General features: G+C 41.0%; 21 protein-coding genes. 3 read left to right on the forward strand and 18 right to left on the reverse strand.

Annotated elements, in window-relative coordinates; genetic code table 11:
- Positions 1-48: 48 nt before the first annotated feature.
- Complete coding sequence (gene pbp2a / locus FRX54_RS03715) at positions 49-2,316, reverse strand: penicillin-binding protein PBP2A (RefSeq protein WP_146461200.1); 2,268 nt, start codon at positions 2,314-2,316, stop codon at positions 49-51.
- Positions 2,317-2,410: 94 nt separating this feature from the next.
- Here pbp2a and FRX54_RS03720 point away from each other — a divergent pair, with 94 nt between their 5' ends.
- A complete protein-coding gene (locus FRX54_RS03720; RefSeq protein WP_146461202.1) occupies positions 2,411-3,286 on the forward strand; it encodes an RluA family pseudouridine synthase in 876 nt (291 codons plus the stop codon).
- Positions 3,287-3,310: 24 nt separating this feature from the next.
- Here FRX54_RS03720 and groL read toward each other — a convergent pair whose 3' ends face one another.
- The 6 genes from groL to FRX54_RS03750 form a co-directional block, all read right to left on the reverse strand.
- On the reverse strand, positions 3,311-4,927 hold the full coding sequence (gene groL, locus FRX54_RS03725) for a chaperonin GroEL (RefSeq protein ID WP_146461204.1): 1,617 nt from the start codon (positions 4,925-4,927) through the stop codon (positions 3,311-3,313).
- 15 nt (positions 4,928-4,942) lie between these two features.
- A complete protein-coding gene (groES, locus tag FRX54_RS03730; protein ID WP_146461206.1) occupies positions 4,943-5,227 on the reverse strand; it encodes a co-chaperone GroES in 285 nt (94 codons plus the stop codon).
- 149 nt (positions 5,228-5,376) lie between these two features.
- Positions 5,377-5,772: a single-stranded DNA-binding protein gene (locus FRX54_RS03735; protein ID WP_146461209.1), complete on the reverse strand. Its 396-nt coding sequence runs from the start codon at positions 5,770-5,772 to the stop codon at positions 5,377-5,379.
- A 69-nt stretch (positions 5,773-5,841) separates the two neighbouring features.
- Positions 5,842-6,468, reverse strand: coding sequence for a YtpR family tRNA-binding protein (gene ytpR / locus FRX54_RS03740; protein ID WP_146461211.1), 627 nt, complete (start codon positions 6,466-6,468; stop codon positions 5,842-5,844).
- Positions 6,469-6,483: 15 nt separating this feature from the next.
- Positions 6,484-6,798, reverse strand: a complete 315-nt coding sequence (locus FRX54_RS03745; protein WP_146461213.1) for a thioredoxin family protein — start codon at positions 6,796-6,798, stop codon at positions 6,484-6,486.
- Positions 6,785-7,075, reverse strand: a complete 291-nt coding sequence (locus FRX54_RS03750) for a DUF4651 domain-containing protein (protein WP_146461215.1) — start codon at positions 7,073-7,075, stop codon at positions 6,785-6,787. The genes FRX54_RS03745 and FRX54_RS03750 overlap by 14 nt, the downstream gene beginning before the upstream one ends.
- Before the next feature lie 91 nt (positions 7,076-7,166).
- Here FRX54_RS03750 and pepA point away from each other — a divergent pair, with 91 nt between their 5' ends.
- Positions 7,167-8,225, forward strand: a complete 1,059-nt coding sequence (pepA, locus tag FRX54_RS03755) for a glutamyl aminopeptidase (protein WP_146461217.1) — start codon at positions 7,167-7,169, stop codon at positions 8,223-8,225.
- A 55-nt stretch (positions 8,226-8,280) separates the two neighbouring features.
- Here the strand turns inward: pepA and FRX54_RS03760 are convergent, their stop codons facing one another.
- The 7 genes from FRX54_RS03760 to FRX54_RS03790 are packed head-to-tail and all read right to left on the reverse strand — an operon-like array spanning position 8,281 to position 16,982.
- Complete coding sequence (locus tag FRX54_RS03760) at positions 8,281-9,468, reverse strand: acetate kinase (RefSeq protein WP_146461219.1); 1,188 nt, start codon at positions 9,466-9,468, stop codon at positions 8,281-8,283.
- A gap of 55 nt (positions 9,469-9,523) precedes the next feature.
- Positions 9,524-10,477, reverse strand: a complete 954-nt coding sequence (locus FRX54_RS03765) for a class I SAM-dependent methyltransferase (RefSeq protein ID WP_146461221.1) — start codon at positions 10,475-10,477, stop codon at positions 9,524-9,526.
- Positions 10,478-10,531: 54 nt separating this feature from the next.
- Positions 10,532-11,455, reverse strand: a complete 924-nt coding sequence (locus FRX54_RS03770; protein ID WP_146461224.1) for an ATP-binding cassette domain-containing protein — start codon at positions 11,453-11,455, stop codon at positions 10,532-10,534.
- Positions 11,452-12,513, reverse strand: coding sequence for an ABC transporter ATP-binding protein (locus FRX54_RS03775; protein ID WP_146461226.1), 1,062 nt, complete (start codon positions 12,511-12,513; stop codon positions 11,452-11,454). The genes FRX54_RS03770 and FRX54_RS03775 overlap by 4 nt, the downstream gene beginning before the upstream one ends.
- A gap of 9 nt (positions 12,514-12,522) precedes the next feature.
- A complete protein-coding gene (oppC, locus tag FRX54_RS03780) occupies positions 12,523-13,449 on the reverse strand; it encodes an oligopeptide ABC transporter permease OppC (protein ID WP_146461228.1) in 927 nt (308 codons plus the stop codon).
- Entirely contained in the window at positions 13,449-14,951 is a 1,503-nt protein-coding gene (locus FRX54_RS03785) for an ABC transporter permease (protein WP_146461230.1), read from the reverse strand. The genes oppC and FRX54_RS03785 overlap by 1 nt, the downstream gene beginning before the upstream one ends.
- Positions 14,952-15,011: 60 nt before the next feature.
- Positions 15,012-16,982, reverse strand: coding sequence for a peptide ABC transporter substrate-binding protein (locus FRX54_RS03790; protein WP_398586808.1), 1,971 nt, complete (start codon positions 16,980-16,982; stop codon positions 15,012-15,014).
- A 196-nt stretch (positions 16,983-17,178) separates the two neighbouring features.
- Between FRX54_RS03790 and pbp3 the strand changes: the two genes are divergently transcribed.
- Positions 17,179-18,420, forward strand: coding sequence for a D-alanyl-D-alanine carboxypeptidase PBP3 (gene pbp3 / locus FRX54_RS03795; RefSeq protein WP_146461234.1), 1,242 nt, complete (start codon positions 17,179-17,181; stop codon positions 18,418-18,420).
- Between the two features lie 46 nt (positions 18,421-18,466).
- On the opposite strand, the gene sufB is transcribed toward pbp3, so the two are convergent.
- From sufB to sufD, 4 genes are read right to left on the reverse strand one after another with little or no spacing between them, the layout of a single operon-like run.
- The gene (gene sufB / locus FRX54_RS03800; RefSeq protein WP_146461236.1) at positions 18,467-19,885 is read right to left on the reverse strand and encodes a Fe-S cluster assembly protein SufB; all 1,419 of its coding nucleotides are present in this window, start codon (positions 19,883-19,885) and stop codon (positions 18,467-18,469) included.
- Between the two features lie 27 nt (positions 19,886-19,912).
- Entirely contained in the window at positions 19,913-20,347 is a 435-nt protein-coding gene (gene sufU, locus FRX54_RS03805) for a Fe-S cluster assembly sulfur transfer protein SufU (RefSeq protein ID WP_146461238.1), read from the reverse strand.
- Positions 20,334-21,551 (reverse strand): cysteine desulfurase, encoded by a 1,218-nt coding sequence (locus tag FRX54_RS03810; protein WP_146461239.1) that lies wholly within the window; start codon positions 21,549-21,551, stop codon positions 20,334-20,336. The genes sufU and FRX54_RS03810 overlap by 14 nt, the downstream gene beginning before the upstream one ends.
- Positions 21,551-22,813: a Fe-S cluster assembly protein SufD gene (gene sufD, locus FRX54_RS03815; protein ID WP_146461241.1), complete on the reverse strand. Its 1,263-nt coding sequence runs from the start codon at positions 22,811-22,813 to the stop codon at positions 21,551-21,553. Before sufD ends, FRX54_RS03810 begins: the two co-directional genes overlap by 1 nt.
- Positions 22,814-22,840: the final 27 nt, after the last annotated feature.

Genomic DNA, 22,840 nt, shown 5'->3' on the forward strand with positions numbered 1-22,840 from the left:
CTAAAATATCTTTTATTATAACATGTTTTACTTGAAAAGAGTAGGGAGCTATTGTAAATAATTCAGCACACGATTCCACAAGTCTTGAGCTTTCTGTGGAAGATTGGCTTCTTCAACAGCTTGGCTGATTTGTTCTTGAGCTTGCTTGGCTGAATCTCTCAAACTATCAATAATAGATTGTGAATTGCTTTCTGTTTCTGTATCAATACTGTAAACAGGCGAAATCCCATTTTGCTCATAGACATTTCTCACACTAAAGGACGTGCCATCGGTGTAAGGTAGAATATAGCTTGCTAGATTACTGAAAATATAGGATGCCGTTCCGGCACTTGAATCGCTCAAATAATGGCTCTCATCGGTTTCACTAAAACCGACCCATTGGCTAATTACCACATCTGGTGTGTAACCAATCACCCACTGGTCACTCGCCAAGTCAGGATTGAAATCCGTTTCTGTCGTTCCTGTCTTACCAGCCAAGGTATAGCCATAAGCATTAGCATTGACTGCTGTACCATTAGAGAAGGTTCCAAGCAACATGCTAGTCATCTTATCTGCAACTGATTTACTCATCACTCGCTTAGCACTTGGTTTATACTCTTTAAGCAACTCGCCACTGGCGGTTTCAATTCGTGTAATCAAATGAGCCTTGTTCATGACCCCATCATTAGCAAAGGCAGCATAGGCTTGAGCCATTTCTAGTGGGTTAGTGGTCACGCTACCACCAAGAGCAACTCCTAGCTCTTTCTGAGTCTGACTAAAATCAAGGCCGAACTTTTTCCCATAACTGAACATCTGATCAACTCCCAGTTGATTGGCCAAATAAACGGCTGGAATATTGTAGGAATTGGCCAGAGCTTGATACATCGGTACATCGTCACTGGTATAGCCACCATAGTTATTGGGTTGATAACCATTAAAATCTATTGGGCTATTAGGTAATTCCGTCGTCATCGACCAACCTGTTGCTATGGCAGGACTATAAACGACCAAGGGCTTAATGGTTGAGCCAGGACTTCTTGCTGATTGAGTGGCATAGTTAAAACTCCTAAAGGTCGGATCAATTGTCGAATTAACACGACCAACTAGACCACGAACACCACCTGTTTTAGGATCAAGGGCAACACTGGCTGCTTGAGCACTACTACCATCAGCAGCCACTGGGAACAAACTCGTATTATTAAAGGTTGTTTGCATGCCCACTTGATAGTTCTGATCTAACTCAGTATAAATCTTATAGCCATTATTAACAATATCTTCTTCTTTCAAGCCATATACTGAGATGGCTTCATTGATTACGGCATCAAAATAAGATGGGTATTGGTAATTATCAGCCTTACCTGTATAGGTATCAGCAAGGCGACTGTCCATGCCAACTTCTGCCGACTGATCTGCCACTTCCTGCCCAATCATACCAGCAGCTACCATGTTTTGTAAAACGGTGTTACGACGGTTGGTTGACCTTTCCAGAGAATAGTAGGGATTGAAAATCTCAGGCCCTTTGAGCATACCTGCCAAAGTAGCTGCTTCATCTAAGCTCAAATTGGCTGCACTTGTGCCAAAGTACTTTTGACTGGCATCTTCAACACCCCAAACACCATTACCAAAGTAAGCATTATTCAGATACATGGTTAAGATTTCTTGCTTGGTATATTTTTTGGTCAACTCCAAAGCTAAAAAGAACTCTCTCGCCTTACGTTTGATAGTTTGGTCTTGGGTTAGATAGGCATTTTTAGCTAGCTGTTGCGTGATGGTTGACCCACCACCTGAACGTCCCAAGGTCAATAAGGCAAGAAGGGTTCGCTTGTAGTTAATGCCATCATTCTGATAAAAACTACGGTCTTCTGTTGCAATAACCGCATTTTCCAAATCATCAGAAATCGCATCTAACTCAACATAACTCCCCTTCTGTCCATAAAGCGTTCCTGCCTGCTCACCGTTTTTATCATAGATAAGTGTTGTCGCTTTAAGTGCTTCTTGTAAGTCACGCACATTGGCTGTTTTAGCCAGATAAAAGAGGTAACTACCTGCCAAAAGAGCAAAACTGACCGTAAAAATCAGCAATATCTTACCTAAGCGATAACGTCGCCAAAAGCGACGAAGTGGGTGACGAGGAGATGGCATTAAACGTTTGAATCGTTTAAACCACGCTGGTTGATGCATTTCCTTTTCTTGATAAGACTGGCTACGTTGATAAGCCGAAGACGTCACATCGTTTTCTTGCTCTCTGTCTTGATAAGAAGCATCTTCAATTTGCCTTTCTTCAATATCTGAAACTTGTTTTGTTGATTTTTTTCTAAGTAATTGCATTATTTTCATGTTTACATTATACCAAGTTTCCTTAAAATCAGCAGAAGAAAACCATTCTGGACAAAATATAGGACGATAGGCACAATCGTGCTATAATAAAAACATGACATTTACAGTAACACTAACCAGTCCATTTCCCACCTGCACTGTCAAAGAATTGCTAGAGAACCATCTGCTAGTTCCACGTAAGATTCGACATTTTCTTCGCACCAAAAAGCACTTGCTTATCAATGGACAACAAATCAACTGGCAAAGCCCTGTTCAGATGGGAGATGTGATTACATTAACATTTGATGAAGAAGATTACCCTCAAAAAAATATCCTGTTTGGAGATAAGAAATTAGTTGATTGTGTTTACCAAGATGAGCATTTGATCGTGGTCAATAAACCTGAAAAGATGAAAACCCATGCCAATCAACCTGATGAACTGGCCCTACTTAACCATGTGTCAGCTTATGCTGGACAGACCTGTTATGTTGTTCATCGCTTAGATAGTGAAACCAGTGGACTGATTCTTTTTGCCAAAAATCCCTTTATTCTACCAATTCTCAATCAGCTCTTAGAAAAACGACAGATTTCTAGGCAATATTGGGCATTAGTTGAAGGACAATTTCCACATAAAACCATAACTTACACTGACAAAATCGGACGTGACCGTCATGACAGGCGTAAGCGTCTAGTCGATAAAAAACATGGGCAAACAGCTAAAACCCATGTTAGCAGACTAAAACAGTTTGAAAAAAGCTGCTTAGTTAACTGCCAACTTGAATCTGGTCGTACCCACCAAATTAGAGTGCACCTTAGTCATCATGGCTTCGCCTTGGTTGGCGACCCCCTTTATGGAAAAGAAAGCAAGCGACTCATGCTACATGCCCATAAACTAGCATTTACCCACCCCCTAACCAGAGAAAAAATCACCCTAACCACCACGTCCAAAACTTTTGAAGCACATTTTAAAACGACATCAAAAAGAGAGTAGTCAACTACTCTCTTTTATCATTTCTTACATCATCATTGATGGATCCATGGCTGGCATAGCAGGTGCTGCTGGCTCTGGTTTATTGGCAACAACAGCTTCTGTTGTTAAAATCAAGCTCGCTACAGACGCTGCATTTTGAAGGGCTGAACGACTAACTTTGACAGGGTCGATAATACCTGTTTCCACCATGTTAACCCACTCACCATTAGCTGCATTAAATCCTGTACCTGCTGGGCTATTTTTCAAACGATCAATAATCACTGATCCTTCATAACCTGCGTTAAGCGCAATCTGACGAACTGGCTCTTCCAAGGCACGAAGAACGATATTGCGACCTGTCGCCTCATCACCTTCAAGATCCAATTCGCCTACCTTAGCAATCACATTAACAAAGGCTGTTCCACCACCAGAAACAATACCTTCTTCAACTGCTGCACGCGTTGCATTAAGAGCATCTTCAATACGAAGTTTCATCTCTTTCAGTTCAGTTTCTGTTGCCGCACCGACCTTAATCACTGCGACACCACCTGACAATTTAGCCAAGCGTTCTTGTAATTTTTCACGGTCAAAATCTGACGTTGTTGTTTCGATATGTGATTTAATCAAATTCACACGGTTAAGAATATCTGCCTCTTGACCTGCACCCTCAACAATAACAGTCTTGTCTTTATCAACAGTAACACGCGCAGCTTGTCCCAAATGAGTCAAATTAGCATCTTTCAAGTCCAAACCAAGGTCTTCTGTCAAGACTGTACCACCAGTTAGGATAGCAATGTCTTCCAACATAGCTTTACGACGATCACCAAAACCAGGTGCCTTAACCGCAACAACATTGAACGTTCCACGAATCTTGTTCAAAACAAGGGTTGGTAGAGCCTCACCGTCAACATCGTCAGCAACAATCAAAAGCGGACGACTGGTTTTCAACACTTCTTCCAAAAGTGGCAGAATATCTTGGATATTAGAAATCTTTTTGTCTGTAATCAGGATGAATGGATTTTCAAGATCTGCTACCATTTTCTCGTTGTCTGTCACCATGTATTGTGATAGGTAACCACGCTCAAATTGCATCCCTTCAACCACGTCAAGCTCAGTTTCCATACCACGAGATTCTTCGATGGTGATAACGCCATCCTTACCAACACGCTCCATAGCTTCACTGATGTACTCACCAACTTTTTGACTACGAGATGATACAGCAGCAACTTGGGCAATGGCTTCCTTATTCGCAACTGGTTGGGCAATGGCTTTTAATTCATCGACAGCAGTTGAAACTGCCATCTCAATCCCACGACGGATACCGATTGGATTAGCTCCAGCAGTAACGTTTTTCAAGCCCTCACGCACAATAGCCTGAGTCAAAACAGTTGCTGTGGTTGTCCCGTCACCTGCGATGTCATTAGTTTTTGACGCTACTTCTGACACCAATTTTGCACCCATATTTTCAAAATGATCTTCTAACTCAATCTCTTTGGCAATGGTTACCCCATCATTAGTAATCAAAGGTGACCCAAAAGATTTTTCTAAAACCACATTACGACCTTTAGGCCCTAAGGTTACCTTGACTGTATCAGCCAAAATATCTACACCACGAACCATGCTAGTTCGTGCATCTGACGAAAATTTAATTTCTTTTGCCATTATCATCTACTCCTTTTACTCTACAATCGCTAGAATATCTGCCTCACGAATGATGAGAAGATCCTCATCTCCATCTTTGACATCGATACCTGCCATTTGCTCAAACAAAACCACTTGACCTACGGCTACGCTAGGAGTAACCAAGTCACCATTGATGGTGCGTGGCCCTTCTCCAACGGCTAAAATTTCGGCTTTTTTAGGTTTGTTGGTCGATTTTGTTGCCATAACAAAGCCGCCAATCATTTCTTCTTTTTCTTCTAATACTTTTACGATAACACGATCGCCTAAGGGTTTTAACATAACTACCTCCATTTTTAGCACTCTTTTATATAGAGTGCTAATTGATACTTCTATTTTATCACTTAGTCAGAATTAGTCAAGAATAAAGTCTTCTTTTTTGTAACGTTTTCAAAAAAACGAAGACAGCTAAATTTAGCTGCTTAAATTTATTAAAAAGGTAGGGGTTCTTCATCTAAAACTAAATCGGTCAAGTCATTCGATTGGTTGTTTTCACGAATAGCTCGCTGAGCACGACTCTCCAATAATTGTAAAGCTGTCACTAACACTTCTGTCATATAATGGGTAGAGCCATTTTTTTCATACTTACGGGTACGCAATTCACCATCAACAGAAATTAAACTACCTTTATTGGCATAGCTAGCTAAGGTTTCAGCCAAGCGACCCCAAATTACTAGATTGATAAAATCAGCTTGTCGTTCCCCTTCTTGATTCTTAAATCGGCGATTGACTGCCAAACTCACTCGTGTTAGGTATTTATCTGTTGGCGTCTTAATCAATTCTGGACTAGCCGTCAAGCGCCCAATTAAAATCACTTTATTATACATTTTCTTACCTCCTTATCTTATTATTCGACAAATATAATAAAAAAGAGCAAGCTAACTTGCTCTTTAATTTTATCCCTGCCAATGAATCTTAGCATCAAAGGCCTGACCAACTGGTGTGCTTGGTGCTAACTCGATAATCCCTCGTTTTTCTGGAGCATTAGGAAGTGCGAGTTCTCTAGGCGAACACATCATGCCATGACTTGCCACACCACGCAAGCTACCTGGGAAAATCAGACTACCCTTTGGCATCATCGCTCCTGGCAGAGCCACAATCGTTTTCAAACCTTTCGCTGCATTTGGAGCCCCTGCCACAATCTGTACAATCTGATCTTGGCCAATCGCTACTTGACAGATATTTAAGTGGTCACTATCTGGATGTGCTTCCATGGCGACAATTTCACCAACTACAAATTTGGGGCTTAAATCATTAACCAAGACTTCGGTAAAACCTTGAGAGGTTAATTCTTGATTTAATTTTGCGATTTTCTCATCGCTAAGAAAAACTTGACCATTTCCTTCTATATCAATCAGACTAGATACTTCAAAAATATTCCAAGCAACCGTTTGACCACCGTCAACTTGAAATACTCTAGCAATCTTGCCCTTTTTCTCAACCGCTACTAGCTGACCTTGGTCATCAGCCACAATCACCATTAACACATCTCCGACTTGTTCTTTATTATAGGTATAAATCATATCTACTTCCTTATCTTAAATCTCTGCTAAAAATTGATTGATTTCAGCCTTACTCTTACGTTGTTTATTTACCAGACGAGCCAATTCTTGTCCATTTTGACGTACCACTAAGCTAGGAATGCCAAAAATATCCCATTCTCTAGCCAAGTCTAGATAACGATCACGATCAACTTGAACAAATCTAAAAGCTGTATTTTCTGCCTCAATCTCTGGCAAGCTCGGATACAGCACTTGGCAATCTGGACACCAATCTGCCGTAAAGAGAAAAACTGTTTTTTGCTCACTAGCCAAATAGCTCGTCAATTCTTCCAAGGTCTTAGGTTGTAACATCTGCCACCTCCTGATAGGTAAAGTCTCCTTGATAATAGCTAAATTCATAACTTTGACCAGTTGCCATCACTACACCACCTGTTCGTGCTTCATCATCTAGCTGATAATCATTAAAGTAAAGCACCTCGATTTGACCAAATTGACTGAAAAACTGACGAAGGTAATCCGTCATTTCTTTTTCTTCAACTTGTTGGGTCGTTTGTTTTTGCCAATTATGATAAACTAACCAAGCAGCTAGACCGGTTAGACCTAGTAAGGCTATCTTTTTTTGTTTCATACTCTCTATTTTATCATAAATCAATCTAAAAGACCCTGCTTTATCTGATACTCTAACAAATTTTTGCTATAATGAAGAAAAGGAGGCAGCTATGTCAGATTTATTTTCAAAGATTAAAGAAGTAACCGAATTACAAGCCATTTCAGGTCATGAAGCTCCAGTGAGAAATCACTTACGTTGCAAAATGCAACCTTTTGTTGACCGAGTAGAAACTGATGGATTGGGTGGAGTGTTTGGCATTAAAAATAGTCAGTTAGCAGATGCTCCCAAGGTAATGGTGGCAGCCCACATGGACGAGGTTGGGTTTATGGTGAGCCATATCCAAGCAGATGGCACACTCCGTGTGGTGGAAATTGGTGGCTGGAATCCTTTGACAGTCAGCTCTCAACGTTTCACTCTTTATACGAGACAGGGAAACAAAATCCCAGTGATTTCTGGTGCCATGCCACCACATTTAATCAAAGGAACTGCTAGCTTGCCAGCTATTTCTGATATTATTTTTGACGGTGGATTTACTGATAAGGCTGAAGCAGAAGCCTTTGGCATTCGACCTGGTGATGTTATCATTCCACAAAGCGAAACCATCCTATCTGCTAATCAAAAATATGTTATGGGTAAAAGTTGGGACAATCGCTTTGGCATCTTGATGGTAACTGAACTGCTAGAAAAACTGCAAGATACCCCACTTCCCAATCAGCTAATCGCAGGGGCAACCGTTCAAGAAGAAGTCGGCCTGCGTGGTGCCAAGGTTGCTACCAATCAATTTGATCCAGATCTCTTTTTTGCTGTGGATTGTTCACCTGCTGGTGATGTCTATGGCGACCAAGGCAAAGTTGGCGATGGCACCCTCATTCGTTTCTACGATCCAGGCCATCTATTGCTACCAAATCTCAAAGACTTCCTGCTTAATACGGCTGAAGAGGCTGGGATTAAATACCAATATTATTGTGGTAAGGGAGGAACTGACGCTGGGGCTTCTCATTTACAAAATGCAGGAGTTCCATCAACAACTATTGGTGTCTGTGCTCGTTATATCCACTCCCATCAAACCCTGTATGCCCTTGATGACTTCCTAGAAGCTCAAGCGTTTTTACAGGCTTTGATTAAAAAACTGGATAAAAGCACTCTAGACTTGATTAAATCTTATTAAGCAAACATAAAAGGTATGATTGTCATCATACCTTTTTTAATCGTCAAATAAAATGTTATTTCAAACGCTCAACATCACGAGCAATCACTAATTCTTCGTCCGTTGGGATAACCAAAATCTTAACTTTAGAATCAGCACTTGAAATGTCACCCTTGAAGCCAAAAACATTCTTCTCTGGGTCAACACCCATACCAAACCAACTCATGCCGTTAATCACATCACGACGAATCATCCAGCCGTTTTCACCCATACCAGCAGTAAAGACAATAGCGTCTGCACCATCAAGCACTGCAAGATATTGACCGATAAATTTCTTAACGCGATCAACAAACATGTTATAAGCAAGAATAGCACCTTGGTGACCTTCTTCCATGGCATTTTCAATGTCACGCATGTCACTTGACAGACCTGATACACTTGCTAACCCTGATTCTTTGTTCAAAACATTAACCACATCAGCGGCATCTTTCAGTTCTGGAACATGTTCAACCAAATAAGGAATGATAGCCGGATCAATATCTCCTGTGCGTGTTCCCATCATCAAACCAGCTAGTGGTGTGAAGCCCATTGAGGTGTCGATAGACTTACCGTGTAGGTTGGCAGTAATTGATACACCGTTACCAATATGAGCAGTAATAATCTTCAACTCCTCAATTGGTTTACCTAGCATTTTAGCCGCTTCGTGAGCAACATAGTAGTGGCTGGTTCCGTGTGCTCCATATTTACGCACTTTGTAGTCAGTATAATATTTTTCAGCTAGTGGATAGCGGTAAGCGACTTCTGGCATCGTTGTGTGGAAGGCTGTATCAAAGACAGCCACACTAGTAATATCTGGCAAAATATCCTTGAAGGCACGAATTCCTGCTGCGTTAGCTGGGTTGTGTAGTGGTGCTAGAGATGACAACTCTTCGATCTGTTCTAAAACCTTGTCATCAATCAAAACAGATTCTTTGAACAGTTCACCACCAGCTACGACACGATGACCGACACCTGTGATTTCATCGTAAGCAGCAATGATTTCAAAACGAATCAAATCATCTAAAACCAACTTAACGGCTTGAACATGGTCAACCACATCAAGCGTTTGTGATTCTTTTTTACCATTGAATTTTACTGTTGAGATTGAATCTCCCAAGCCAATACGTTCAATAATTCCTTGTGCCAAAACCTCTTCTTCTGGCATCTTATAAAGTTGCCATTTAAGGCTTGAACTACCTGCGTTAATTGCAATTGTTTTTGACATAAACACCTCTCCTGAAATCGTTTGCGTTATTATCTTTATTATACCAAAATTTTATCTAAATGGCTTGCTTTGATACCCATTTTTTTACATTTTCCATAAAATCCGACAAGTGAGCACGATCTTGCAGACTTCTTAGTGGGTAAACCAAGGTTTCGACTGGCTGTTCCGTGCGTTTTTGCAAGACAAAAATTGACTTAGCATTAGCTGAATAACCAAAAAGATCTTCTGGTAGGGTAATCACGGCTAAAATACTAGCTTCCTTGCTCAACCAATTCTTCAACAAGTCGCTTTGAGGACTGGTTAAGAGATTAACAGGGGCAAGAAAAATTGCCAGACCGTCAGGTTTTAGATACTTCAAAGATTGTTCTAGCAAGAGATGATGGGCATAGGTATGCTCATCGCTGGCTGCCACTTGGTAGCGACTGGCAATCTCATCATTGGGATAATAGCCAACTGGCAAATCACTGATAATCACATCGCTTGGTTTAATCAACTGAGGACGTACCGCATCTTCTTGGACAAAGCTAACGCTTGAATCCATAACATCAGCAATACTAGCTGATAAATCAATCAACAAATCATCAACTTCTAGACCCATATAGTCTAACTCTTTCTGACTGTTATTAACTAAGGTCTGAGCCAAATTGCCTGTCCCACTGCCAATTTCCAAGACGCTCAACTCTTGTGATGAACTTAGACTCTCAAGTAAAAACAACAAAATAAAACCAATGCTATCTGGAGTAAACTGATGATTGGTTTGCAGGGTTTCTGTCTGGCTGACCTTGATAAAAATAAACTGAAAGGCACGACGCCACTCTTCCTTAGTCAAGGCTAACTCACGCAAGATTTGATTGTTTTTTAAGATGGTTTCATGAGTGGTTTCAGCACCAAGATAATAAGCATTTTGCTCAATCAAGGCATCATAACTATGGGTGTGCAGTTCATTTTGCAAGGTTTGGATATTCTCTAACAACAAGTCATAGGCTTGCTCAATTTTCTCAAAATTCATGGTGTCCTCCTTAGTCTATTATATCAAAAAAGACAGGTTGACCTGTCTTTTTAATTATAATTTTGCATGATAGTTAGCCATCTCTTTTTTATTGCCCCAAACAAAGTGACCTGGTTTAATCTCAACCATTTCAGGTTTATCAGTGCTATAATCATGCTGACTTGGATCATAAACAATCAATTCCTTTTGACGCTCCAAGATCGGATCAGGAATTGGCACGGCAGATAGGAGCGACTGCGTGTAAGGATGGATTGGATTTTGGAAGAGTTCTTCAGTTTCAGCCACCTCCACAATCACCCCCTTGTAAATCACAGCGATACGGTCAGAAACAAAACGTACCACAGATAAGTCATGGGCGATAAAGAGATAAGTCAACCCTTTCTCTTCTTGGAATTTCTTCAAAAGATTAAGGACTTGGGCACGAACAGAAACGTCCAATGCTGAAATCGGCTCATCTGCAATAATAAACTCTGGTTCCATGACCAAGGCTCTGGCAATCCCAATCCGCTGACGCTGACCACCAGAAAACTCATGTGGGTAACGGCTCAAATGCTCTGCCAACAACCCCACTTGAGTCATCATCTCTTTAACCTTTTCTTGACGCTCTTGATCATCTTTGAACAGGTTAAAATTATACAAACCTTCTGAGATGATATAGTCCACGGTTGCCCGTTCATTAAGACTGGCAGCAGGGTCTTGGAAAATCATCTGAATTTTACGGATAAGCTCTTGTTGCTCTGTTTGACTTTTCTTGCCGTTGATGACCTTACCATCATAGACAATCTCACCACCACTGGTTTCATTCAGTCCAATAATGGCACGGCCGATGGTTGTTTTACCTGAACCTGACTCGCCAACAAGAGAAAAGGTTTCACCCTTATTGATAAAGAAATTGGCGTTTTTCACGGCGACAAATTTCTTTTTACCCTCTCCAAAGGAAATTTCTAAGTCCTTAATTTCAACTAATTTTTCAGTCATTTCCTTAGTCCTCCTTGGTATTTTTGTGAAATTTTCTCATGTAGATTTTGAATCAAGACTGGTTTTTCCACCTTTGGTGCATCAGGATGCAAAAGCCAAGTCTTTGCCCAATGGCTAGGACTCACTTCAAATCTAGGCACATCTTCTTCAAAATCAATTTTCATGGCATAAGGCGATCTGGCTGCAAAGGCGTCGCCTTTAATCTCCTTATAAAGAGACGGTGGGGTTCCTGGAATTGAAAAGAGAACACCTTGATCATCAGCCAACTGAGGTAGGCTTGACAGCAAACTCCATGTGTAAGGGTGACGTGGGTCGTAGAAAATATCCTCAACACTACCATATTCTACAATATCACCAGCATACATGACAGCAACTTTATCAGCAATACTTGCCACCACACCCAAGTCATGCGTGATAAAGATGGTGGTGAAATTGTATTCTTCTTGTAAGGATTTGAGCAGCGCAATGATTTGTGCTTGGATGGTCACATCAAGAGCCGTTGTCGGTTCATCACAGACCAAAATATCCGGCTTACAAGCAAGGGCAATCGCGATTACAATCCGTTGACGCATACCACCTGAATACTGGAAAGGATAGTCATTGAAACGCTTGTCTGCTTCAGGAATACCAACCTTGGTCATATAGTCAATGGCGATCTGTTTAGCCTCGTCCTTGCTCTTGCCTTGATGTTTAATAATCACATCTGTAATCTGACTACCAATACTCTTAATCGGATCTAAGCTGGTCATCGGATCTTGGAAAATAGTCGCAATTTTTTGACCACGGATTTTTTCCCAATCCTTATGCGAGGTCAACTGAGTCAAATCTTGACCACGATAGGTAATCGAGCCTTTTGCCACACGACCATTGGCTTCCAACATACCAGTAAAGGTTTTGGTCAACACAGACTTACCTGACCCTGATTCTCCAACCAAGGCCAAGACCTCACCCTCATAAAGATCAAGCGAAATGCCTCGAATAGCCGTTAAGACACGATCACGGACAGCAAATTCCACGACCACATCTTTGGCACTTAATACTACATTTTTTTCTGTCATACTAATCTCCTATCTATGTGAACGTGGGTCACTCGCGTCAGCCAAATTTTGCCCAACGATAAAGAGTGGTAGGGATACTAGAATCAAAACGGTCAATGGAATCCAGAACAAATAACCATTACTTACCAAGTCTGTCGAATACTTAGAAATCAAACGTCCCAAACTTGGTTCAGTCACAGGCAGACCTAGACCAAAGAATGATAGAAAAGCTTCATAAGAAATATAACTTGGTAGCATTTGCGATACCATGGTCACAATCACAGACACCAACTGTGGCAAAAGATTCTTGCTGACAATTTTCAAAATCGGTGTGCCCAAGGTTTGACTGGCTAAGTTATACTCCAAATCACGATAACGCAAGACCTGCAAACGAATGCTATAGGCAATACCCAACCAACCTGTCAAACAGAAGGCCAAAATCAAATTCCAAAAACCAGCACCCAAAGAGTAAGTCATCACAATGATGATTAACATTTCTGGAATATTGGAAATGACATTGTAAACTTCTAGCATAATCTTATCTAGACGTTTAGACACACCCCAAACACCACCAATGGCAACACCTAAAACCGTATTGATAACAGTCGCAATAATCGAGATGACAATAGAGTTTCTCGCTCCATACCAAACCCCGTCAAAGAGCGATTGCCCTTTTTCATCGGTACCAAACCAATACTGACCATTTGGCCAAATATAGCGTTTTGAAAAATCGTTGATACTGCTGACATCTTCAAAATCATAATTGGCAAACAAGGGATAGACAAAGCTCATGACAATAATGCCAATCAAGAGCGTCAACATCAGCAAGGTTGATTTCTTAGAGAAAAATTGGCGAAAAACAGACTTCCAATAAGAATAAGCAGGTGCGTCAATCGTTTCTGACGCATAGTTATCCAAGGCAACAAATTCAAATTTACTTTTATCAATCTTAGCCATTATTTTCCTCCTTTACTACTTAGTTTGATACGTGGGTCAATAATGGTCATCAAAATATCACCCAAAAGAAGTGAGATAATTGACAGGCTTGTAAAGATAAAGACAAGACCGATGACCATGGCATTGTTGGCTGCTCTAATGGAATCAATCAACATTTTACCCATACCTGGAAAGGCAAAAACGGTTTCTGTCAAGGTCGCTCCAGCAATGGCAAAAATGATTGCCCCTGGAATACCTGAAACGATTGGTACCATGGCATTTTTGAAGAGGTGTTTTTTAGAAATTTCTGCCTCAGACAAGCCTTTGGCACGAGCAAAACGGACATAATCACTGCTTTGTTGATCCACCAAGTAACGTCTGAACCATAGAGCCAGTCCTGGTACTGCCAAGAAACCAAGGATAAAAGCAGGTAAGATATAAGATCGCATATCTGCTGCTCCCAAGATTGGAAAGGCATTTGGCAAACCAAAGATACTAGACCCTGTCTGACGCACAATATAGATAACGGCAACACTTGGTAAGGCAAGTAAGAAAGTCATGGCACTAGTTGATAGCGAATCAAACCAAGTCCCCTTGAAACGAGTCATCAAAAGACCCAGTGGCAAGCCTAGAACATAAGAGATAATCACACCGATAATCCCAATCTTAAAAGAACTTGAAATCATTGATGGATCGGTAAAGTTGGTTTGTGTCGCTGTATAAGGATCGTCTGCTCCATAGTTAGCCTTGTCACGTGCATCAGCCTGACTTGGTGACTTGTAGGTTCTACTATAGATATTGACAGAAGACGTTTTAGTAACGCCTGTTGGGAAAGTGATCGGCTCGGTCTTAGCTCGTCCTTGACCCTGCGTAATGACCTGTAAAACAGGGATATTGCCATAAGTTGGGTAAGACGTTCCTAGGTTTAGCGTAATCAAGTTTTGGTGTAAATAAGGGAACTGACCATTGACATACACAAGGTATTTATGAATTGTTCCTGAACCAACCAATGCCCAACCGACTGATTTATCATTTTCTAGGCGAATGTAACGTGGCAAATCAGGGTTAGACTTATCTTGTACTCGCCATGGGTGATCAATCTGAATCAAGTTGGCATAGAAGTTCCACACACGCTCATATAGTGGAATCTCACGTGTCGCATAAAATTCCTTGCTTTCTTCAAAGCGTTTTAATTGCCAACCACGTCCAATAGATTTAATGTAGTCTTGGTAGATTTTTTCGTTGCTAGCATTAGCTTCTGTCGTGACCGTAGGATTCGTCTTAACTGCTTTTGCTTGCAATTCTTTACTGGTGTAATATTCCAAATACCCCATGCGTTCAAAAATGGTATTTTCATAGTTGGTTTTCATATCAGGGGTTTTGGCTAGTTTATTATAGTTAGCGTCCTGCTTGAAAATCAACTTTCTTGGTACCAAAGAAAAAACGATGGCATATGTCAAGGTTGTCACTAGAAAAATAGAAACTAGCGACCGCAATAATCGTTCAATAATATATTTTTTCATAGCTATCCTCAATACTCAAAAGAGAGTGGGACTCAAAGTTACCACTCCCTTTTTCGTTTTCTATTTTTCAACGTGACTAGCTAGATTAGCTTCGTACTCAGCATTAGATTTGGCTTTTTCTTCTTGCCATTTAGCAATGACTTCATCACGCTCTTTTGTTGTGACCGCCTCATCTCTCAACTTAACGTATTTGAAGTAGTCATTTCCTTTGACACCGATAGCACCATAAGAACCTGACGCTGGCTCAACCTTAGTCAATGTAGCCAAACCACCTCTTGATACCAATGGAAGCGTGATAGCACTATCTGTCAACCAAGCCTGAGCTTTCGCATAGGCTGTGTAACGAGCCGTCAAGTCTGTTGTGTTAGCATTAGCTTCTTTAAGTAATTTCGTGTACTCATCAAGACCTGACGCTGCAACGGCTGCTGATGTTGATTTTGGATCGATACCGATTGTCTTCATCAAACCACCATTTTCAACATTAAAGACGTCAAGGTAAGTTGATGGATCTTTGTAGTCTGGTCCCCAACCACCATCTAGGTAGATATCATAATCATGTTGAGCTGCTGACTCAGCAAAGTAAGTCGTATTCTCATACTCTTCTGTTGACATCTTGTTCACATCAATCACAACATTTTCTTTACCAAGTGCTGCTTCGATTGATTGTTTCACTGAACTAGCTTGTTGCACTTGAACTTCATTTGCTTGGTCAGCAGGAATATCCAAGCGAATTGGGAATTCCACACCTTGGGCTTGAAGGGCTTCTTTTGCCTTAGCAAACTCAGCCTTAGCTTTTTCAGCATTGTACATGCCGTCTTGAGCATCATCTAGATTGACATCAGCCCACTCCTCACCATAAGTAGAGAGTTGCTCTTTGACCAAGGCACCAAATGACTTGTCACCACTTGATACAAAAGTCGGTGGAACAAGCAGGTTACGCAATGACTTAGTTGCTGCTTCTTCACCAGCCAACTGTGAGTTGTAGGCAACACGGTCTAAGGCAAAGTTAACGGCTTGACGGAAGTCTTTGTTCAAGATAGCTGCCTTAGTGTCAGCTTTTTGCTTGTCACTTTCCTTGGCAGTGAACTTGTAGTCCCCACGATCAAGGTTAAATCTCGCAAAGTAAATCGTGTCATCTTGTAATCCATAAACGACGTTATCGCCATAGTTTTTAACGGCTTCTTTATAACTTGGTTTATTTGGATAAAGACGAGCTATACTGTAAACACCATCAGCAAAGTTTTTATAAAGGCTGTCTGAATCTGAACCATCATAATATGTCCATTGGATACCATCTAAGCTGACCTTGTCTGCATCAAAATAGTTTGGATTTTTTTCCATGACGATAGAAGATTTTGAAGTCAATGATTTCAAGATGAATGGTCCATTGTAAAGGATACTTGATGGATCAACCTTACCAAAGTCTTCACCTTGAGATTTCAAGAATTCTTCATTTACTGGGAACAAGATACTATAAGTAACCTTAGAATTCCAATAAGATTCTGGTTTATTTAGAGTATATTGAACCGTCTTATCATCAAGTGCTTTAACGCCGACTGTTGAGAAGTCTTTTGTCTTCCCATCAAGATAGTCTTGCAAGCCCTTGATTGAGTCTTGCACGACATAAAGAGCGTCCGATTGAGAGTCTGCCGCATGTTTCAAACCAGTCACAAAGTCTTGTGCAGTAACGTCTGCATACTCTTCACCATCTGATGTAAACCATTTAGCATCGTCGCGTAGGGTATAAGTATAAGTCAAACCATCAGCTGATACTTTCCAGTCCTTAGCCAAGGAACCAACCAAGTTACCATACTCATCGTTTTCAAGAAGTCCATCAACCCCTTGGGTTACCACATCACCCGTTGAGGCACGATTGGCCTTGATGTAGTCTAATGTATCTGGATCTGCTGTATAGACATAGTTATAGATAGACTGATTTGAAGCAGTGTTTTCACTCTTACCACAAGCTGCAAGAACTGATGTAGCTAAAAGTGTCACACCTGCTGATTGGAATAATTTTTTCTTATTCACCATAAGCGACTCCTCTTTTTCTAATAATTTGTTTTACATTATACCATAAAGTTTTCTTAAAAGGAAAGTGTTTTCCATAAATTTTTAGAAAATTATATTTTTAACAAACTCAATCCTGCTCAGCTATTCTTCCATTTATTACTGACTTTCTTTATGGTATAATGATTTTAGAGCAGTTTGAAAGGTTTGTATAAAAATGAAAAAAATAGCTTGTTTTGTAATAATTATATTATCATTTCTCTCTTCATCAGTCAAGGTCTGGGCAGCAGATAATTTTGATGTGTCTGCCAAACATGCCATTGCCGTTGAAGCCAGCACAGGAAAAATTCTCTATGAAAAGGACGCTGAAACCATTGCAGGGATTGCTTCTATCACAAAAATCATGACCGCTTATATGGTCTATCAAGAGGTCAATGCCGGTAGGCTTAGTATGGATGATATGGTTGATATTTCTGATTATCCTTATCAACTCACTGCTAACAGCCTAGCCAGTAATGTCCCTATGGAAGCTAGACAATATACCGTTAAGCAACTCTTAGAAGCCAGTATGATTGCCTCAGCTAATAGTGCTGCCATTGCTCTAGCTGAAAAAATTGCTGGTAGTGAACCTGCATTTGTCGATATGATGCAAAAACAACTGAAAAAGTGGGGAATTACAGATGCCAAATTGGTCAATGCTTCTGGTCTAAACAATAGTGCCCTTGGCAACAATATCTATCCAGGGTCTAATAATGACGACGAAAACATGATGTCTGCTAAGTCAGTAGCCATCATTGCTCGTCATCTCATTCAAGACTATCCAGAAATTCTCAAAATCACTAGTAAAAGTACAGCCGATTTTGATGGTACTATCATGAACACCTTCAATTACATGCTACCTCAGCAAACCTATGGTCGTGAAGGCGTTGACGGTCTGAAAACAGGAACAACCGAGTTGGCTGGCCCATCCTTTGTGGGAACATCTACTGAAAACGGCATGCGAGTCATTACAGTGGTTTTGAACGCTGATAACCCTGACAATAATCCCTTTGCTCGCTTTATTGCCACAACAAACCTACTAGACTATGTCAGAAGCACCTATGAAATGACCACTGTCATTGAGGCTGGTCAACCTTTCAAAAAACAAACTGTTCCTGTTAGTGATGGTAAACAAAAAAGCGTCTTAGCAATTGCCAAAAAAGATTTCAATGTCGTGCAAAAAAAATCTGACCAGTTGACCAAAAACGTCACCATTTCTACCAACAATGAACTCACTGCTCCGATCAAAAAAGGCGAGGTCGTTGCTCTTGCTACTTTTGAGGACAAAGACTTGGTTGGTGTCGGCTACCTTGATAACCCACCACAAGCCGAATTGGTCGCGGCTGACGAAGTCAAACGTAGCTTCTTCCTAAAAGTTTGGTGGAATCACTTTGTTCGTTACGTTAATGAAAAATTATAAAACCAGTTAGTTTCCTAACTGGTTTTTCTTTATGATAAAGTTTTATCTAGCCGACTGAACCTTCCATTTCATAACTAATCAAACGGTTAAGTTCAACAGCATATTCCATTGGCAATTCCTTGGTAAAAGGCTCAACAAAGCCCATGACAATCATCTCTGTCGCTTCACTCTCAGACAGCCCACGGCTCATCAGATAGTAAAGTTGTTCTTCAGAGATTTTTGAAACTTTGGCTTCATGCTCAAGAGCGACTTGTGAATTGTGAATCTCATTAAATGGAATGGTGTCTGACTTAGACTGGTCATCCATAATGATGGTATCACATTCGATATGGCTGACAGACTTCTTAGAATTTTTAGCAAAGGTCACCTGACCACGATAGTTAACCTCGCCACCACCCTTGGCAATCGATTTGGAAACAATAGATGAGCTAGTATGAGGAGCATTATGAATCATCTTAGCCCCTGTATCTTGCTTTTGTCCAGTATTGGCAAAGGCGATTGATAACATGGTACCACGAGCCCCTTCACCGTCCAAGTAAACTGACGGGTATTTCATGGTTGTTTTAGCACCCAAATTGCCATCAATCCACTCCACAGTAGCATTCTTAGTAGCTCTAGCACGCTTGGTTACTAGGTTATAAACATTGTCCGACCAGTTTTGAATCGTGGTATAGCGAACATAAGCACCATCAAGGGCAAAAATTTCCACAATAGCTGCATGTAAACTATTGGTTGAATAGGTCGGTGCTGTACAACCTTCAACATAATGTACACTAGCCCCTTCATCAACGATGATCAACGTACGTTCAAACTGACCTGTGTTTTGATTGTTGATACGGAAGTAAGTCTGTAACGGAATATCGACCTTGACACCCTTAGGCACATAGATAAAGGTACCACCTGACCACACTGCTGAGTTCAGAGCTGCAAGTTTGTTATCTGTTGGTGGGACTAATTTGGCAAAATACTGCTTGAATAGGTCTGGATACTCACGCAAGGCTGAATCTGTATCCGTAAAAACAATCCCCAGCTTTTCAAATTCTTCTTTCATGTTGTGATAAACCACTTCAGACTCATATTGTGCCGCTGCTCCTGCCAAATAGGCTCTTTCAGCTTCTGGAATACCAATGCGTTCAAAGGTTTCCTTAATCTTTTCAGGAACATCATCCCAAGAACGAGCTGGCTTATCTGATGGTTTTTGATAGTAAATAATATCATCAAAATCAATATCAGACAAATCTGGCCCCCAATTCTGCATAGGCATTTTTTGGAAGGTTTCCAAGGATTTCAAGCGAAACTCTAACATCCACTCAGGTTCGTTTTTTTCTGCTGACATCTGCCTAACCACCGCTTCACTCAAGCCCTTACCTGTGGAATAGATGGGATCAACATCATCATGGAAACCGAATTTATATTCACCAAGATCAATCGGCTTTGGCTCAACGATTTCATTTGTTTCTGCCATAATTATCTCCTCATATTTTTTATTCGTTCAATTTTCTTGTTTTGTTAACACCTTCGTCATGGCTTGCCAAGCGAGATTAGCACATTTTATCCGTTGGGGAAACTTGGTCACTCCTGCTAGAAATTCAGCATCGCCAAGACGCTTTGACTGAGCCAGCTTTTGCCCTTGCATTAGCTGAGAAAACAACTCCAAAAGTTCGTTAATGTCATCTTTTCGTTCACCTTTGACTAAATCTGTCATCATACTGGCTGACGCCGTTGAAATACTACATCCTTTACCAGAAAAACTGATGTCTTCAACCTTATCATCTCCCCATTTGACAAAGAGATGAATCACATCACCACAACTCGGATTATGTAAGGTTATGGGTTCAATATCTGCCAAAGCCCCATAATGATGAGGACTTTTAGCATGATCAGTTATCAAGGTCATATAGAGTTGATTAAGATTAGATAAGGCCATTGAAAAACTCCTTTGTTGCCTGAATACCAGAAATCAACCGGTCACAGTCAGCCTTGGTATTGTAACAGGCTAAGCTCGCACGCACTGTGGCATTTGTGCCTAGATAAGTCATCAAGGGCTGGGCACAATGGTGACCTGCCCTAACTGCAATCCCTTGATAATCAAGAGCTGTCGCCGCATCATGCGGATGAAGCCCTTCTAGATTAAAGGAAATGACACCCAGTCTGTTTTGTCTATCTTTTGGACCATAAAGGGTCAAACCATCAATTTGCTGCAATTTAGGCAACAGATAGGCGATCAAATTCGCTTCATGTGCGATAACCTTAGACAAGCCAATCTGGTTAAGGTAGTCAATGGCAGCACCCAAACCAATGGCTTCTGCGATAGGAGGCGTTCCAGCCTCAAACTTATACGGTAAATCAGCCCAACTAGCTTCTTGCTCACTCACACTGGCAATCATTTCCCCACCAAATTCGACAGGTGGCAATTGTTCCAACAAACTTTTTCGTCCGTACAAGACACCAATCCCAGTAGGAGCGTACATCTTGTGGCCTGAAAACACCATAAAATCACAAGCTAAATCAGCCACATTCAAGGCAATATGACCTGCTGATTGCGCGGCATCAAGGACAAGATAAGCCCCTACTTGATGAGCCAAATCAGCAATTTCTTTGACTGGATTGACACAACCAAGGACATTTGACACATGAGCAATACTCACAAACTTCGTTTTTGCATTTAACTTCGTTTTCAAGTCAGCCAGATCCAATTGTCCGTCTTTTAGATAAACATAGACTAATTTAGCTCCTGTTCGTTGACAAACCTGTTGCCAAGGTATGAGATTGGCATGATGTTCCATAATACTGATCAAAACCTCATCACCTGGTTTTAAGAGTCGTTCAGCCCAAGTAGCAACAATATTCAAACCCGCAGTAGTCCCTTTGGTAAAAATGATTTCTTTTCGATTAGCACCGATAAAATCTGCCACCTTGTCGCGAGCTATCTCATAGGCTGTCGTTGCTCTTTCAGCTAGACTGTGAACCCCACGATGAACATTAGCATTGCTGGTACGATAGTATTGATTGAGAGCATCTAAGACCATTTGAGGCTTTTGACTGGTCGCTGCATTGTCCAGATAAACCAAAGGTTCACCCTGTATCTGCTCTTGTAAAATCGGAAAATCTTGCCAAAATTCTGCTTGCATTAGCGTTTGTCCAACTTTTCATCAATTACGGCAATCATGTCTTCACGTACTGACTTGACTGGAATTTCCGTAATCACAGTCCCTAGGAAGCCACGAATCACTAACTTTTCCGCAGTAATTTGATCGATACCACGACTCATCAAATAATACATGTCTTCTGGATCAACTTGACCGATTGAGGCAGCATGACCTGCCGTGACTTCATTTTCATCAATCAAAAGAATCGGATTGGCATCTGAACGAGCCTTATCTGACAACATCAACACACGGCTTTCTTGTTGCGCATCTGCTCCTTTAGCCCCTTTGATGATATGGCCGATACCATTGAACGTCAAGGTCGCACGTTCTAAGATAACCCCGTGTTGCAAAATATGACCGACTGACGAACGACCATAGTTGGTGACACGTGTATCAATCCCTTGTACTTGACGACCACTTGAAACGGCTACTACTTTTAGGTTGGCATGACTACCATGACCAATTAACTCACTGTCAAAATCACAAACTACATTGCCTTCATTCATGACACCCAATGCCCAGTCAATCGTTGCGTCATCGGCATGACTACCACAACGTGTGACATAGGCTGTCACGTTCTCACCTAGGCGATCAATGGCTGCAAATTTAATTTGACTACCTGCTCCAGCAATCACTTCTACACAGATATTAGCAGTTGCTTGTTGAGTATTTTGCCCAATTGATTCAAATCGTTCCAAATAAGTCACTTTAGCATTTTTACCTAAGATAATCAAGACATGCTTGTTGAAAGGCACATCGCTATCGCTATCTTGCAGAAAAATATTTTCGATAGGTTGCTCAATCTCAACATTGTCAGGAACATAAAGCACGGCACCGCTATTGAAATAAGCCGTGTGATAGGCTGCCAATTTATTAGCGTCATAAGCAACTGCTTGACCAAAATTAGCCTCAATTTGCTCTGGGATTTCTTCCAAGGCAGTTCTCAAATCTGTCAAAACCACACCTTGTTCCAAGAGCTTGGCTGGTAATTGTTCCAAAACAGTCTGCGTTCCTACTTGCACCAGCTTAGGATTGTCATCTAGCTGGATAAAGTCTGGTACACTAGCAACTTCTGGACTATCTGTCACCGTGCCATCGCCTAAATTCCAACGATGAAACTTAACCCGTTCAATCATAGGAAAATCCAAGTCGTCTAACTTGTCAAACGCTGCTAAACGACGTTCTTGTAACCATTTTGGCTCAGCATGACCTTGTGAAAAATTAAGAATGCTTTCCCTTGTCATTTCGTTCTCCTTTTATCCAGTCTTAGA

Origin of the sequence: Streptococcus sp. sy004 (assembly GCF_007859205.1) — a bacterium.
GTDB lineage: Bacteria > Bacillota > Bacilli > Lactobacillales > Streptococcaceae > Streptococcus.